Source organism: Xenorhabdus siamensis (assembly GCF_037996745.1).
Lineage (GTDB): Bacteria > Pseudomonadota > Gammaproteobacteria > Enterobacterales > Enterobacteriaceae > Xenorhabdus > Xenorhabdus indica.
Window position 1 is genome coordinate 11,473 of record NZ_JBBMXE010000021.1, and the last position, 17,540, is coordinate 29,012.

At 55.8% G+C, this 17,540-nt stretch carries 7 protein-coding genes and 1 pseudogene; all 8 read left to right on the forward strand.

Annotated features, from left to right (window positions below; translation table 11 throughout):
• The first annotated feature begins 89 nt into the window (after positions 1-89).
• Entirely contained in the window at positions 90-782 is a 693-nt protein-coding gene (locus AAC852_RS19125) for a condensation domain-containing protein (protein ID WP_340622361.1), read from the forward strand.
• Positions 775-1,182, forward strand: coding sequence for a condensation domain-containing protein (locus tag AAC852_RS19130; protein ID WP_340622362.1), 408 nt, complete (start codon positions 775-777; stop codon positions 1,180-1,182). Before AAC852_RS19125 ends, AAC852_RS19130 begins: the two co-directional genes overlap by 8 nt.
• On the forward strand, positions 1,160-1,546 hold the full coding sequence (locus tag AAC852_RS19135) for a hypothetical protein (RefSeq protein WP_340622363.1): 387 nt from the start codon (positions 1,160-1,162) through the stop codon (positions 1,544-1,546). The genes AAC852_RS19130 and AAC852_RS19135 overlap by 23 nt, the downstream gene beginning before the upstream one ends.
• Positions 1,510-2,779 (forward strand): annotated as a pseudogene (locus AAC852_RS19140) (non-ribosomal peptide synthetase). Before AAC852_RS19135 ends, AAC852_RS19140 begins: the two are co-directional and overlap by 37 nt.
• On the forward strand, positions 2,751-3,002 hold the full coding sequence (locus tag AAC852_RS19145) for an AMP-binding enzyme (RefSeq protein ID WP_340622364.1): 252 nt from the start codon (positions 2,751-2,753) through the stop codon (positions 3,000-3,002). The pseudogene AAC852_RS19140 and the gene AAC852_RS19145 overlap by 29 nt, the downstream one beginning before the upstream one ends.
• Positions 2,987-8,671, forward strand: coding sequence for an amino acid adenylation domain-containing protein (locus AAC852_RS19150; RefSeq protein WP_340622365.1), 5,685 nt, complete (start codon positions 2,987-2,989; stop codon positions 8,669-8,671). The genes AAC852_RS19145 and AAC852_RS19150 overlap by 16 nt, the downstream gene beginning before the upstream one ends.
• Positions 8,672-8,877: 206 nt before the next feature.
• Positions 8,878-8,949, forward strand: a complete 72-nt coding sequence (locus tag AAC852_RS19155) for a hypothetical protein (RefSeq protein ID WP_340622424.1) — start codon at positions 8,878-8,880, stop codon at positions 8,947-8,949.
• 282 nt (positions 8,950-9,231) lie between these two features.
• Positions 9,232-17,496 (forward strand): amino acid adenylation domain-containing protein, encoded by an 8,265-nt coding sequence (locus AAC852_RS19160; RefSeq protein ID WP_340622366.1) that lies wholly within the window; start codon positions 9,232-9,234, stop codon positions 17,494-17,496.
• Positions 17,497-17,540: the final 44 nt, after the last annotated feature.

The following is a 17,540-nucleotide window of genomic DNA, read 5'->3' on the forward strand; positions in this document are numbered from 1 at the left end:
GGCAACACGCAACTGACGCCGGCGATGTTACCGCTGGTTGATTTAACTCCAGGCTGATATTGACACATTGTTGGACAAGTGCCGGGCGGGTGGCCAATATTCAGGATATCTATGCCTTATCGCCGTTGCAGGATGGTATTTTGTTCCACCACTTACTGGCACAGGAAGGGGATCCGTACCTGTTGAGTGACCAGATGGCGTTTGCTGACCGGCTTTGCTGGATCGTTATCTGGCAGCGATGCAACGGGTCGTTGACCGGCACGATATTTTACGTACCGCCTTTATCTGGCAAATTATATCCGTGCCCGGTACAGGTCGTCTGGCGTCAGGCCCCCTTATCAGTGACTGAACTGACATTGGACCCGGCTGAGGGGCCCGGTCAGACCAGCAATCGGCAACGTTTTGATCCGCGTCATTATCGTCTTGATCTGAGTGAGGCGCCGCTATTGCGCTTTGTGGTGGCGCAGGAAACGGATGGCCGTTGGCTCTTCCTGCAATTGCTGCATCACCTGATTGGCGACCATGAAACGCTGGAAGTGATGCACCGTGAAGTGCAGGCCTGCCTGACGGGGCAAGAGGAGAGCCTGCCTGCGCCGGTGCCTTTCCGTAATCTGGTGGCGCAGGCCCGGTTGGGCATGAGTCAGGAAGCCCATACCCGTTTCTTTACCGAGATGTTGGCGGAGGTGGAAGAGCCGACGCTGCCGTTTGGGTTGACGGAGGTGCATCGTGATGGCTCGCAGGTGACAGAATCTCACCGGATGCTGGCCGCCGGAATTGAATGACCGCCTGCGCAGTCAGGCCCGGCGTTTGGGCGTCAGTTTGGCGGCGTTATGTCATCTGGCCTGGGCGCAGGTGTTGTCGCGTACCAGTGGGCAGGAAAAAGTGGTGTTTGGCACCGTGCTGTTTGGGCGTATGCAGGCGGGTGAAGGTGCAGATAGCGGCATGGGGCTGTTTATTAATACCTTGCCGTTGCGATTGGATATGGATGATACCCCGGTACGGACAGTGTACAGGCTGCCCATCGCCGGCTGGCTGGATTGTTGGAACATGAACATGCGTCATTGGCGCTGGCCCAGCGTTGTAGTGGTGTTACAAGGTGGTACGCCCCTCTTTAGTGCCCTGTTAAATTACCGGCACAATGATCAATCGAACCAGTTGGATGAATACGCTGGAGGGGATTGAGTTTATTGATGGACAGGAGCGAACCAACTACCCGTTAACATTATCGGTGGAGGATTTTGGCGAAGCACTGGGCCTGACAGTACAAATAGTGCAGCCATTTGAGCCAGAACGGATATGCGGCTATATGCAGCAGGCACTGGAAAGTCTGGTGGATGCGCTGGAACAGGCCCCGGAAACCCCGGTACGGGCATTGGACATCCTGCCAGAAGCAGAACGTACATTGTTATTGGAAACCTGGAATATGACGGAAACCGCCTATCCTGAGACGTTATGTATTCACCAGTTGTTTGAACAACAGGCAGAGAAAACCCACAGGCCACGGCACTGGTGTATGAAGACCAGACACTCAGTTATGCCGAATTAAATGCCCGCGCTAACCGGCTGGCGCATCAGTTGATTGAACTGGGTAGCGCCGGAGCAACGGGTCGCCATTTGTGTGTCACGCTCCCCGGCCATGGTGGTCGGGGTGCTGGCCGTCTTAAAAGCCGGTGGAGCCTATGTACCGCTGGACCCGGCTTATCCGGGAGAGCGTCTGGCCGACAATCTGAGGGATACGGCCCCGGCGATAGTGCTGGCAGACCGTTTTGGCCGGTCAGCATTGGGTGAACCCGCACTGGCGGAACGAAACGTACTTGACCCGAATACCCGGTTTGACCAGCCAGATAGTAATCCGCAGATACCGGTATTGACTTCACACCATCTGGCGTACGTGATTTACACTTCCGGTTCGACCGGCACACCAAAAGGCGTGATGGTTGAGCATCGTGGGTTAGTTAACCTGATCCAGGAGAAAATCACGCAATTGATTGGCACGGAAAGCCGGGTGTTGCAGTTTGCTTCATTAAGTTTTGATGCCAGTGTCTGGGAAATCATGATGGCACTGTACAGTGGCGCTACGCTGGACATTCCCGCCGACCACGTGCGTCAGAACCCGACCGCGTTATGGCATTACCTGGAAGCTCAGGCGATGACACATGCTTGTCTTGAACCGGCCCTGCTGCATGACGGGGCGGATATACCGGCATTAACGGTCAAACCCACATTGATATTGGGGGGCGAAGCGCCCAGCAGGGCGTTAATCCAGGCGTTGTGTGGCCGGGTCACCTTGTTTAATGCCTATGGCCCGACCGAGATAACGGTGTGTGCCACGACCTGGCGGTGCCCGTCAGACTATACCGATACTGCGGTGCCTATCGGGCGTCCAGCGGCGAATACCCGGATTTATTTGCTGGATAAGTGTGGTCAGCCGGTGCCGCTGGGGGCGGTGGGTGAGCTGTATATTGGTGGGGTAGGGGTGGCGCGGGGTTACCTGAACCGGCCTGAATTAACCGCTGAACGTTTTCTTCTCGATCCGTTCAGTGATAGGCCGGATGCGCGCATGTACCGTACCGGGGATTTAGCCCGTTATCGGCCGGACGGTAATCTGGAGTTTCTCGGCCGTAATGACCAGCAGGTGAAAATTCGGGGCTTCCGCATTGAACCGGGGGAAATTGAAGCCCGGCTGGTTGAGTACCCGGCGGTGCGTGAGGCCGCTGGTGCAAGGGGGAGATGGGCAGGACAAACGGCTGGTGGCCTATGTGGTGGCCGAGGCGGATGAGGCGTTGGTCAACCGCCTGCGTACCCATTTGAGTGCGGTGTTGCCGGATTATATGGTGCCGGCGGCTTTTGTGCGTCTGGATGCGTTTCCATTAACACCAAACGGTAAGCTGGATCGCCGGGCGCTGCCGGCTCCAGATGATGATGCCTTTGCCCGGCAAACCTATGAAGCCCCGCAGGGGGAAATAGAAATCGCGTTGGCAGCGATTTGGCGGGAATTTTAGGCATTGAATCGATCAGCCGGCATGATAATTTCTTTGCATTGGGCGGTCATTCCCTGCTCGCGGTGCGTATGATTGAGCGCCTGCGTCAGCAGGGATTGGCCCTGACAGCGCGAGAGTTGTTCCGGTCGCCGGTATTGTCCGAGCTGGCACAAACAGTGGGGCAGCATCAGACCATCGAAATTCCGCCGAATGTCATTACTCCCGATACGCAGCAACTGACTCCGGCCATGTTACCGCTGGTGGATTTAACCCAGGTGGATATTGACCACATTGTCGGACAAGTGCCGGGCGGTGTGGCGAATATTCAGGATATTTATGCCTTATCGCCGTTACAGGACGGTATTTTGTTCCACCACTTACTGGCACAGGAAGGGGATCCGTACCTGTTAAGTGACCTGATGGCGTTTGTTGACCGCGCGTTGCTGGATCGTTATCTGGCTGCGATGCAACGGATCGTCGACCGTCACGATATTTTACGCACTGCCTTTATCTGGCAGGGGGTATCCGTACCGGTACAGGTCGTCTGGCGTCAAGCCGTTTTGTCCGTCACCGAACTCACACTGGACCCGGCTGAGGGGCCTGTTAGTAGCCAACTGGCGGCCCGTTTTAACGTCAGTCATTATCGTCTTGACTTGAGTGACGCGCCGCTATTGCGCTTTGTGGTGGCGCAGGAAACGGATGGACGTTGGATAGTCCTGCAATTACTGCATCACCTGATTGGCGACCATGAAACGTTGGAAGTGATGCACCGTGAAGTGCAGGCCTGCCTGATGGGGCAAGAGGCGAGCCTGGCTGCGCCTGTGCCATTCCGTAATCTGGTGGCGCAGGCCCGGTTGGGCGTGAGTCAGGCCGCCCATACCCGTTTCTTTACCGAGATGTTAGCGGAGGTGGAAGAGCCGACGCTGCCGTTTGGGTTGGCGGAGGTGCATCGCGATGGCTCACAGATAACAGAATCTCACCGGATGCTGGCCCCGGAATTGAATGACCGCCTGCGCAGCCAGGCACGGCGTTTGGGCGTCAGTTTGGCGGCGCTATGCCATCTGGCCTGGGCGCAGGTATTGTCACGCACCAGTGGACAGGAAAAAGTGGTGTTCGGCACCGTGCTGTTTGGGCGCATGGCTGGCAGTGAAGGGACAGAGGGAGGAATGGGTTTGTTTATCAATACTCTGCCGTTGCGGTTGGATATGGATGACACCCCGCTACGGGACAGTGTACAGGCCACCCATCGCCGGCTGGCGGGATTGTTAACCCATGAGCATGCGTCACTGGCGCTGGCGCAGCAGTGTAGCGGTGTTGAACGCGGTACGCCCCTTTTTAGTGCCCTGTTAAATTATCGGCACAATGATCAATCGAACCAGTTGGATAATACGCTGGAGGGGGTTGAGTTATTGGACGGACAAGAGCGAACCAACTACCCCATTGTGCTGTCGGTGGAAGACTTTAGTGAGGCACTGGGCTTGACAGTTCAGGTTGTTCAGCCGTTTGATCCGGAACGAGTATGCGGTTATATGCAGCAGGCACTGGAAAGTCTGGTGGACGCACTGGAACAAGCCCCGGAAACCCCGGTACGGGCATTGAATATCTTGCCACAAGCGGAGCGGACTTTATTATTAACTACCTGGAACACAACGGAAACCCCGTATCCTGCGGCCTTGTGTATTCATCAATTGTTTGAACAGCAGGTGGTAAAAACGCCGCAAGCGACAGCCCTGATAGCGGGCGATAAGGTCCTGAACTACAGTGAGCTGAATACACAGGCGAATCAGTTGGCTCATCAGTTAATCAGACAAGGTGTTTGCCCCGGCGATCCTATTGTGCTGCTGTTTGAGCGCTCCATCATGCTGGTCGTGGCGCAACTGGCCGTGCTTAAAGCCGGTGCAGCTTACGTTCCCCTCGATCCCAGGATGCCCGATGAGCGGAAAAACTGGCTGATCAATGACTGTACTGCCAAACTGTTACTCACCGATACACAGACAGCGATCCCGGCTAACCTGATTGTACCGCTGCTTCGTCTTTCCGATGAGGATAAGACGACGAGTGAGCAAGCCAACGAGAAAAATAGTATTAACCCTGACTTACCGTGTGCCAGCACGGCATTGGCCTATATCATGTACACCTCCGGTTCCACCGGGACACCAAAAGGCGTGCTGGTGCCACATCGTGCCGTGGTTCGGCTGGTCATCAATAATGGTTACGCGGCCATTGAGCAGGATGATCGAGTGGCTTTTACCGCGAATCCGGCGTTTGATGCCAGTACCTTTGAAGTCTGGGCGCCGTTGCTCAACGGAGGGGCATTGGTAGTCATTGATCACACCACTTTATTGACGTCGGCGGAGTTAGTCCGGGCTTTGCAGACCCATCGTATCACGATCTTGTGGCTGACCATCGGGCTATTTAACCGGCTGGTGGTAGAGTTGTCCCCGGTGCTGCCGCAGATAAAAACGCTGATTTTTGGCGGTGATATCCCCGACTTACCGCTGATTGCTCAAGTACTGAAACATCGTCCACCGCAACAACTGTTGCAGGCTTATGGCCCGACAGAAGGCACTACCTTTACAACAATGTATCCTATTGAGGCACTGGAAGAGGGCATGATCCGGCTCCCCATTGGCCGGCCTATCGCCAATACCCGGGTTTATTTGTTGGATAGTCATGGTCAGCCCGTACCGTTGGGGGTGACTGGTGAGATTTATGTGGGGGGAGACGGCGTAGCCTGTGGCTATCTGAACCGACCTGAGTTAACGGCCGAACGGTTCCTTATCGATCCGTTTAATGATACCCCAGATGCGCGAATGTACCGCACCGGAGATTTGGCGCGTTACCGGCTAGACAGCAATCTGGAGTTCCTCGGCCGTAATGACCAGCAGATGAAAATTCGCGGTTTCCGTATTGAACCTGAGGAAATTGAAACCCGGCTGACAGAGTATCCGGCAGTGCGTGAGGCGGCAGTACTGGCACTGGGTGATGGCGCTGAAAAATGGCTGGTGGCTTATGTGGTTGCGCAAGAGGAGAAGGAACTGGCGAACAGCCTGAGAACGCATTTGAGCGCGACTTTACCGGATTATATGGTGCCAGCGGCTTTTGTGCGTCTGGATGCGTTTCCCTTAACGCTAAACGGTAAGCTGGATCGCCGGGCATTGCCGGCACCGGATGAAGATGCCTTTGCCCGGCAAGTCTATGCAGCCCCGCAGGGAGAAACCGAAATGACGTTGGCGGCGATTTGGCGTGAATTACTCGGTATGGAGCAGGTCAGCCGCCATGACAGTTTCTTTGCGCTGGGGGGCCACTCCTTGCTTGCGGTACGTATGATTGAACGCCTGCGTCAGCAGGGATTAGCACTGACAGCGCGGGCGTTGTTCCGGTCGCCCGTGTTGTCCGATCTGGCGCAAACAGTGAGGCAGCATCAGGCCATCGAAATTCCGCCGAATGTGATTACCCCCGCGACAAAACAACTGACTCCGGCGATGTTACCGCTGGTGGATTTAACGCAGGCGGATATTGACTACATTGTAGGACAGGTGCCGGGCGGCGTGGCAAATATTCAGGATATCTATGCCTTATCGCCGTTGCAGGACGGGATCTTATTCCACCATTTACTGGCACAAGAAGGGGATCCTTACCTGTTAAGTGGTCAGATGGCGTTTGCTGATCGGTCTTTGCTGGATCGTTATCTGGCAGCAATGCAACGGATGATTGACCGTCATGATATTTTACGCACCGCCTTTATCTGGCAAGGGGTGTCCGTGCCAGTACAGGTTGTCTGGCGTCACGCCCTCTTATCCGTGACTGAACTGATACTGGATCCGGCAGAGGGACCCGTGAGCCGCCAATTGGCGGCCCGTTTTAACGTCAGTCATTATCGTCTTAACCTGAGCGATGCACCATTATTGCGCTTTGTGGTGGCGCAGGAAACGGATGGCCGTTGGATTGCCCTGCAATTACTGCATCACCTGATTGGTGACCATGAAACGCTGGAAGTGATGCACCGTGAAGTGCAGGCTTACCTGACAGGGCAAGAGGCAAGCCTGCCTGCGCCGGTGCCGTTCCGTAATCTGGTGGCGCAGGCCCGGTTGGGCGTCAGTCAGGCAGCCTATACCCGTTTCTTTACCGAGATGCTGGCGGACGTGACGGAGCCGACCCTGCCATTCGGGCTGGCGGACGTCCATCTGGATGGAACGCAGGAAAGAGAATGTTACCGGCTGCTGACACCGGAACTGAATGACCGTCTGCGCCGTCAGGCCCGGCAGCAGGGGGTCAGTTTGGCGGCGTTGTGTCATCTGGCCTGGGCTCAGGTGTTGGCGCGCAGTAGCGGACAAGAAAGAGTGGTGTTCGGCACCGTATTATTTGGACGTATGACCAGCGGCGAAGGAACAGAGGGAGGAATGGGCTTGTTTATTAATACTCTGCCGTTACGGCTGGATATGGATGACACCCCGGTACAAGACAGCGTACAGGCCGTCCATCACCGGCTGGCGGGATTACTTGCCCATGAGCATGCGTCACTGGCGCTGGCGCAACAGTGTAGCGGGGTTGAACGCGGTACGCCGCTCTTTAGCGCTTTGCTCAATTACCGGCACAATAGTCTCTCAGCGTCGTCGGATGAACCATTTGAAGGCATTGAATTTTTAGACGGCCAGGAACGCACCAACTACCCCTTTGGGCTGTCGGTGGAGGATTTTGGTGAGGCGCTGGGCTTGACGGCAAGTGTGGTGCCGCCGTTTGAGCCAGAGCGGATATGGGGCTATATGCAGCAGGCACTGGAAAGTCTGGCGGACGCGCTGGAGCACACCCCGGCTATGCCAGTGCGGGCATTGGACATTCTGCCGCAAACAGAGCGTACCTTATTATTAACCACCTGGAACAGGACGGAAACCCCGTATCCTGCGGCGTTATGTATTCATCAGTTATTTGAACTGCAGGTACAGAACACTCCGCAGGCCATAGCACTGGAATATCAAGGACAAACCTTCAGTTACGCCGAACTCAATGCCTGGGCTAACCGGCTGTCCCATCAGTTGATTGCGTTAGGGATCGGGCCGGAGCAACGGGTCGCGATTTGTGTGACACGCTCACCGGCCATGGTAGTGTCCCTGTTGGCGGTACTGAAAGCCGGTGGGGCTTATGTGCCACTCGACACAACCTATCCGGCAGAGCGTCTGATCTATATCCTGAGTGATAGCACGCCATCCGTGGTAGTGGCAGACCGGGCCGGGCAAGCTGCACTGAGTGATGAGGTACTGGCCGGGTTGACGGTACTGGATCCGGCGATGTTGCCGGATCAACCGGACAGTAACCCACGGGTTACCACGTTAACACCGCAAAATCTGGCCTATGTGATTTACACCTCCGGCTCTACCGGGCAGCCAAAAGGGGTGATGGTCGAGCATCAGGCGATTTATCACCGCACGCTGGGCGTCAATGAACGGTATGGTGTGACGGCGCAGGACCGGGTGTTGCAGTTTGCGGCGTTTGCCTTTGATGTCGCCGTTGAGGAGTGTTTCTCCTCATTATGTCATGGCGCCACGCTGGTGATCCGCGATGATAGCTGGCTGTCATCCATACCGGAATTTATTACCTTAACCCGCGAAAACCGTATTACGGTGCTGTTTCTGCCGACATTTAACTGGTCTGAACTGGCTGCCAGAGAACCGGGGTGCTGCCGCAGATAAAAACGGCTGGTTATTTCGGCGGTGAAGCGACTGCAAACCGCAGCCCTTGCAGAATTACTGAAACAGGCGTCCACCGCAACCGCGGTTATTAGGCGCCTATGGCCCGACGGAAGGCACTACCTTTACAACAATGTATCCATTGAGGCACTGGAAGAGGGCATGATCCGCTCCCCATTGGCCGGCCTATAGCCAATACCCGGGTTTATTTGCTGGATAGTCATGGTCAGCCGGTGCCGTTGGGGGTGTGTGGTGAAATTTATGTGGGGGGAGAGGGGTAGCCGTGGCTATCTGAATCGCCTGAGTTAAAGTGAAGAACGGTTCCTTATCGATCCGTTTAGTGATACCCCGGATGCCCGGATGTACCGCACCGGCGATTTGGCCCGTTACCAGTCGGATGGTAATCTGGAATTCTGGGCCGTAACGACCAGCAGGTGAAAATCCGCGGCTTCCGCATTGAACCGGGGGAAATTGAAACCCGCTTGCTGGAACACCCGGCGGTGAAGTGAGACGATCGTGCTGGCATGGGATGACGGGCAGGGTAAACGGCTGGTGGCCTATATGTGGCGGAAACGGGGGCAGCAGAAGCCGATGAAATGCTGGTTAACAGCCTGCGTACTCATCTGAGTACGGTGTTACCGGATTATATGGTGCCGGCGGCTTTTGTCCGTCTGGACGCGTTGCCATTGACACCAAACGGCAAACTGGATCGCCGGGCTTTGCCGGCCCCGGACGGCGACGCCTTTGCCCGGCAGGCGTATGAAGCGCCACAGGGGGCAACCGAAATGACGCTGGCAGCGATTTGGGGGGAATTACTGGGTATTGAGCCAATCAGCCGTCATGACAGCTTCTTTGCGCTGGGGGGGCACTCCTTGCTTGCGGTACGTATGATTGAACGCCTGCGTCAGCAGGGATTAGCACTGACAGCGCGGGCGTTGTTCCGGTCGCCGGTGTTGTCCGATCTGGCGCAAACAGTGGGGCAGCACCGGGCTATCGAAATCCCACCGAATATGATAACCCCCGAAACGCAGCAACTGACCCCGGCGATGTTGCCGTTGGTGGATTTAACCCAGGCGGACATTGACCATCTTGTCAGACAGGTGCCGGGCGGCGTGGCAAATATTCAGGATATCTATGCCTTATCGCCGTTGCAGGACGGGATTTTGTTCCACCATGTATTGGAACAGGAAGGAGATACCTACCTGTTAAGTGGCCGGACCGCATTTTCTGACCGCGCGTTGCTGGATCGTTATCTGGCAGCAATGCAACGGATAGTCGACCGGCACGATATTTTACGTACCGCCTTTATCTGGCAGGGCGTGTCTGTGCCAGTGCAGGTTGTCTGGCGTCAGGCCCCCTTATCCGTAACAGAATTGACACTGGATCCGGCTGATGGCCCGGTTATGGACCAGTTAAGTCAGCGTTTTGATCCACGCCATTATCGTCTTGATTTGAGTCAGGCGCCGTTACTGCATTTTGTGGTGGCGCAGGAAACCGATGGCCGCTGGTGCTTGCTGGAATTGCACCATCACCTGATTGGTGACCATGAAACGGTGGAAGTGATGCACCGTGAAGTGCAGGCTTATCTGACAGGGCAAGAGCAGAGCCTGGCTGTGCCCGTACCGTTCCGCAATCTGGTGGCACAGGCCCGGTTGGGCGTGAGTCAGGCAGCCCATACTGCTTTCTTTACCGGGATGCTGGCGGACGTGACGGAGCCGACCCTGCCATTCGGGCTGGCGGACGTCCATCTGGATGGAACGCAGGAAAGGGAATATTACCGGCTGCTGTCACCAGAACTGAATGACCGTTTGCGCCGTCAGGCCCGGCAGCAGGGGGTGAGTCTGGCGGCGTTGTGTCATCTGGCCTGGGCCCAGGTGTTGGCGCGCAGTAGCGGACAAGAAAATGTGGTGTTCGGCACCGTACTGTTTGGGCGTATGACCGGCGGAGATGGAACAGAGGGGGGAATGGGCCTGTTTATTAATACCCTGCCGTTACGGCTGGATATGGATGACACCCCGGTACGGGATAGCGTGCAGGCCGCCCATCACCGGCTGGCGGGATTATTAACCCATGAGCATGCGTCACTGGCGCTGGCGCAACAGTGTAGCGGGGTTGAACGCGGTACGCCGCTCTTTAGCGCTTTGCTCAATTACCGGCACAATAGTCTCTCAGCGTCGTCGGATGAACCATTTGAAGGCATTGAATTTTTAGACGGCCAGGAACGCACCAACTACCCCTTTGGGCTGTCGGTGGAGGATTTTGGTGAGGCGCTGGGCTTGACGGCAAGTGTGGTGCCGCCGTTTGAGCCAGAGCGGATATGGGGCTATATGCAGCAGGCACTGGAAAGTCTGGCGGACGCGCTGGAGCACACCCCGGCTATGCCGGTGCGGGCATTGGACATTCTGCCGCAAACAGAGCGTACCTTATTATTAACCACCTGGAACAGGACGGAAACCCCGTATCCTGCGGCGTTATGTATTCATCAGTTATTTGAACTGCAGGTACAGAACACTCCGCAGGCCATAGCACTGGAATATCAAGGACAAACACTCAGTTACGCCGAACTCAATGCCTGGGCTAACCGGCTGGCCCATCAGTTGATTGCGTTAGGGATCGGGCCGGAGCAACGGGTCGCGATTTGTGTGACACGCTCACCGGCCATGGTAGTGTCCCTGTTGGCGGTACTGAAAGCCGGTGGGGCTTATGTGCCACTCGACACAACCTATCCGGCAGAGCGTCTGATCTATATCCTGAGTGATAGCACGCCATCCGTGGTAGTGGCAGACCGGGCCGGGCAAGCTGCACTGAGTGATGAGGTACTGGCCGGGTTGACGGTACTGGATCCGGCGATGTTGCCGGATCAACCGGACAGTAACCCACGGGTTACCACGTTAACACCGCAAAATCTGGCCTATGTGATTTACACCTCCGGCTCTACCGGGCAGCCAAAAGGGGTGATGGTCGAGCATCAGGCGATTTATCACCGCACGCTGGGCGTCAATGAACGGTATGGTGTGACGGCGCAGGACCGGGTGTTGCAGTTTGCGGCGTTTGCCTTTGATGTCGCCGTTGAGGAGTGTTTCTCCTCATTATGTCATGGCGCCACGCTGGTGATCCGCGATGATAGCTGGCTGTCATCCATACCGGAATTTATTACCTTAACCCGCGAAAACCGTATTACGGTGCTGTTTCTGCCGACATTATTCTGGTCTGAACTGGCTGCCAGAGAACCGGGATTAGTGCTGCCGGACGCGCTCCGGCTGGTTATTATCGGCAGTGAAGCGGTGCAAAAAACAGCCCTTCAGAATTGGTTTGCCCAGGCGGGTCACCGTCCGCGGTTATTAAACGCCTATGGCCCAACGGAAAATACCGTCACCGCCACCTGTCAAGCAGTTGTCTCCCCTGAGGATGACCGTTCTATCGGCCGGCCGCTCAGCAATACCTGCATTTACCTGCTGGACAGCCACGGGCAACCGGTGCCGTTAGGCGGTGTGGGGGAAATCTATATCGGTGGTGTAGGGGTAGCGCGGGGGTATCTGAATCAGCCAATTTTAAGTGAAGCACGGTTTATCCCCGATCCCTTTAGCCCTGTCTCAGGTGCCCGGATGTACCGCACCGGCGATATGGCCCGTTACCAGTCGGATGGTAGCCTGGAATTCTTGGGCCGTAACGACCAGCAGGTGAAAATCCGCGGCTTCCGCATTGAGCCGGGAGAAATTGAAACCCGCTTGCTGGAACACCCGGCGGTGAAGGAGACGATCGTGCTGGCATGGGATGACGGGCAGGGTAAACGGCTGGTGGCCTATATCGTGGCGGAAACGGGGGCAGCAGAAGCCGATGAAATGCTGGTTAACAACCTGCGTACTCATCTGAGTACGGTGTTACCGGATTATATGGTGCCGGCGGCTTTTGTCCGTCTGGACGCGTTGCCATTGACACCAAACGGCAAACTGGATCGCCGTGCTTTGCCGGCCCCGGACGGCGACGCCTTTGCCCGGCAGGCGTATGAAGCGCCACAGGGGGCAACCGAAATGACGCTGGCAGCGATTTGGGGGGAATTACTGGGTATTGAGCCAATCAGCCGTCATGACAGCTTCTTTGCGCTGGGGGGGCACTCCTTGCTTGCGGTACGTATGATTGAACGCCTGCGTCAGCAGGGATTAGCACTGACAGCGCGGGCGTTGTTCCGGTCGCCGGTGTTGTCCGATCTGGCGCAAACAGTGGGGCAGCACCGGGCTATCGAAATCCCACCGAATATGATAACCCCCGAAACGCAGCAACTGACCCCGGCGATGTTGCCGTTGGTGGATTTAACCCAGGCGGACATTGACCATCTTGTCAGACAGGTGCCGGGCGGCGTGGCAAATATTCAGGATATCTATGCCTTATCGCCGTTGCAGGACGGGATTTTGTTCCACCATGTATTGGAACAGGAAGGAGATACCTACCTGTTAAGTGGCCGGACCGCATTTTCTGACCGCGCGTTGCTGGATCGTTATCTGGCAGCAATGCAACGGATAGTCGACCGGCACGATATTTTACGTACCGCCTTTATCTGGCAGGGCGTGTCTGTGCCAGTGCAGGTTGTCTGGCGTCAGGCCCCCTTATCCGTAACAGAATTGACACTGGATCCGGCTGATGGCCCGGTTATGGACCAGTTAAGTCAGCGTTTTGATCCACGCCATTATCGTCTTGATTTGAGTCAGGCGCCGTTACTGCATTTTGTGGTGGCGCAGGAAACCGATGGCCGCTGGTGCTTGCTGGAATTGCACCATCACCTGATTGGTGACCATGAAACGGTGGAAGTGATGCACCGTGAAGTGCAGGCTTATCTGACAGGGCAAGAGCAGAGCCTGGCTGTGCCCGTACCGTTCCGCAATCTGGTGGCACAGGCCCGGTTGGGCGTGAGTCAGGCAGCCCATACTGCTTTCTTTACCGGGATGCTGGCGGACGTGACGGAGCCGACCCTGCCATTCGGGCTGGCGGACGTCCATCTGGATGGAACGCAGGAAAGGGAATATTACCGGCTGCTGTCACCAGAACTGAATGACCGTTTGCGCCGTCAGGCCCGGCAGCAGGGGGTGAGTCTGGCGGCGTTGTGTCATCTGGCCTGGGCCCAGGTGTTGGCGCGCAGTAGCGGACAAGAAAATGTGGTGTTCGGCACCGTACTGTTTGGGCGTATGACCGGCGGAGATGGAACAGAGGGGGGAATGGGCCTGTTTATTAATACCCTGCCGTTACGGCTGGATATGGATGACACCCCGGTACGGGATAGCGTGCAGGCCGCCCATCACCGGCTGGCGGGATTATTAACCCATGAGCATGCGTCACTGGCGCTGGCGCAACAGTGTAGCGGGGTTGAACGCGGTACGCCGCTCTTTAGCGCTTTGCTCAATTACCGGCACAATAGTCTCTCAGCGTCGTCGGATGAACCATTTGAAGGCATTGAATTTTTAGACGGCCAGGAACGGACCAACTACCCCTTTGGGCTGTCGGTGGAGGATTTTGGTGAGGTGCTGGGCTTGACGGCAAGTGTGGTGCCGCCGTTTGAACCGGAGCGGATATGGGGCTATATGCAGCAGGCACTGGAAAGTCTGGTGGACGCGCTGGAAAAAGTCCCGGAAACCCCGGTACGGGCATTAGAAATTCTGCCGCAAACGGAGCGTACCTTATTATTAACCACCTGGAACAGGACGGAGACCCCGTATCCTGCGGCCTTGTGTATACATCGGTGGTTTGAACAGCAGGCAGAGCGCACCCCGCAGGCCACGGCACTGGAGTATCAAGGACACACACTCAGTTACGCCGAATTAAATGCCCGCGCTAACCGGCTGGCGCATCAGTTGATTGAGTCAGGGGTGGAGCCGGAGCAACGGGTCGCGATTTGTGTGGCACGCTCCCCGTCTATGATCATATCTCTTTTGGCGGTACTGAAAGCCGGTGGGGCTTATGTGCCACTCGATATAACCTACCCGGCAGAGCGGCTGGCGTATATCCTGAATGACAGTGCGCCATCGGTGATATTAGCGGATAGGGCCGGGCAGTCTATTTTGGGTGACAAGGTGCTGGCTGAGTGGGCCGTTCTTGACCCGACGGTGTTGCCGGATCAACCGGACAGTAACCCACAGGTTTCCACGTTAACACCGCAAAATCTGGCCTATGTGATTTACACCTCCGGCTCAACCGGGCAGCCAAAAGGGGTGATGGTCGAGCATCAGGCGATTTATCACCGTACGCTGGGTGTCAATGAACGGTATGGTGTGACGGCGCAGGACCGGGTGTTGCAGTTTGCGGCGTTTGCCTTTGATGTCGCCGTTGAGGAGTGTTTCTCCTCATTATGTCATGGCGCCACGCTGGTGATCCGCGATGATAGCTGGCTGGCTTCTATGCCGGAATTTATTACTTTGGTCCGGGAAAACCGTATCACGGTGCTGTTCCTGCCGACATTATTCTGGTCTGAACTGGCTGCCAGAGAACCGGGATTAGTGCTGCCGGACGTGCTCCGGCTGGTTATCATCGGCAGTGAGGCCGTGCAGAAAAAAGCCCTTCAGGACTGGTTTGCCCAGGCGGGTCACCGTCCCCGGTTATTAGACGCTTATGGCCCGACGGAAAATACCGTGACCGCCACCTGTCAAGAAGTCTTCTCTTCGGACGATGATCGTTCTATCGGCCGGCCGCTCAGCAATACCCGCATTTATCTGCTGGACAGCCACGGGCAACCGGTGCCGTTAGGCAGTGTGGGGGAAATCTATATCGGTGGGGTAGGGGTCGCGCGGGGGTATCTGAACCAGCCCGGCTTAAGTGAAGCACGGTTTATTCCTGATCCCTTTAGCCCCGTATCGGGTGCCCGGATGTACCGTACCGGGGATATGGCCCGTTACCGGCCGGACGGCAGTCTGGAATTCTTGGGTCGTAACGACCAGCAGGTGAAAATCCGCGGCTTCCGCATTGAACCGGGGGAAATTGAAACCCGTTTACTGACACACCCGGCGGTGCAGGAGGCGGTCGTGCTGGCACGGGATGACGGGCAGGGTAAACGGCTGGTAGCCTATATCGTGGCGGAAGCTGATGAAACACTGGTTAACCGCCTGCGCACTCACCTGAGTGCAGTGTTGCCGGATTATATGGTGCCGGCGGCCTTTGTCCGTCTGGACAGTTTCCCGCAGACCCCGAACGGCAAGCTGGATCGCCGGAGCCTGCCGGCCCCGGACGGCGACGCCTTTGTCCGGCAGATCTATGAAGCCCCGCAGGGGGAAATGGAAATCGCATTGGCAGCGATTTGGCAGGAGGTCTTAGGCGTCGAGCAAATTAGTCGGCATGATAATTTCTTTGCACTGGGCGGCCATTCATTGCTGGCGATGCAAGTAATGAACCGGATAGCGGCTTTAGAGATGGATTTGCCACTGAGTGAGCTGTTTAACTCCCCTTCTTTGGCAGCTCTGGCTGAAAAACTTCATATTCGGTTTGATCAACAAAGTACATTGCCTCCTATCTTGCCTGTCTCCCGTGAGGGGGGATTGCCACTGTCATTCGTTCAAGAGCGCATGTGGCTTCTGACGCAATTTAAAGGTGCCAGTGAACACTATAATATGCCGCTCGTGTTACATTTGCGTGGACAACTGGATATTGCAGCCTGGCAGCAGGCACTGGATGTGTTATTTGCTCGTCATGAAGCCCTGCGCTCGGTCTTTGTTTCTGTTGACGGTCAGCCTCAGGTTCGCCTGCTGGCGGCAGATCGTGGGCTGCCGTTGGTTCATCATGACCTGCGTGGGTGCCAGGATGCCGAAACAGAGTTAAAACGACTGCGTACTGAGGAGGTGTATGCGCCATTCGATCTCAGCCAGGGGCCGCTTGTTCGGACGAGGCTTATCCAGTTGGCGGATGACGACTATCAGTTTTTGCTGACCCAGCACCATATTATTTCCGATGGTTGGTCAGTGAAGGTACTAATAGATGAACTGAACTCGCTCTATACGGCTTTTCTGGCCGGGCAACCGAATCCTTTACCCGTGCTGGCGATCCAGTACCCTGATTATGCAGTCTGGCAGCGGCAGTGGTTTTCTTCCGAACATATGCAGAAGCAAGTTGACTATTGGCGCACGGCGTTGGCTGATGCACCGACTCTGCTGAATTTACCGACAGATCGGCCACGCCCATCGGAGCAGTCGTTTGCCGGTCAAGTTTTACCCATCAATTTGAATGTGGAATTAATAACCGCCTTGAAGCGTCTGAGTGTACAGCACAATGTCACGTTATTTATGACATTATTGTCCGCCTGGACGGTGGTCTTATCGCGTTTGTCCGGTCAGGAGGATATTATTGTTGGAACCCACAGTTCTGGCCGTAGTCGTCAGGAAGTGGAGCCATTAATTGGATTCTTCGTGAATACACTGGCGTTACGCACAAGAGTTTCGGGTGAGTTGACGGTAGCGGAGTTGCTGGCACAAGTGCGGCAAACCACGCTAGCGGCACAGGCGCATCAGGATTTGCCGTTTGAACAGATGATGGAAATTGTACAACCGTCACGCCAGCTAGACCATATACCGTTGTGTCAGGTCGTATTTGCCTGGCAGGATTATGAAGATTCTGACTGGACATTGCCGGGGCTGACAGCGTCATCAATTGCTCATGATTTAAATATTACCAACTATGATCTCGAAATAGAGTTTTTTGAAGAGAATGGCATAGTTGCCGGAGCGGTAAGTTATGCCACCGCCCTGTTTGACCAATCGACCATAGAACGGCACATTGACTATTTGCTCACTGTACTGCAAATCATGGTGGATAATCCCCAACAGCGGATCAGGGAAATTGTTGTTTCTCTGTAAATTAGGGCTAACTCCCGCCAGATCAGGCGGGAGTTAATAGGAGA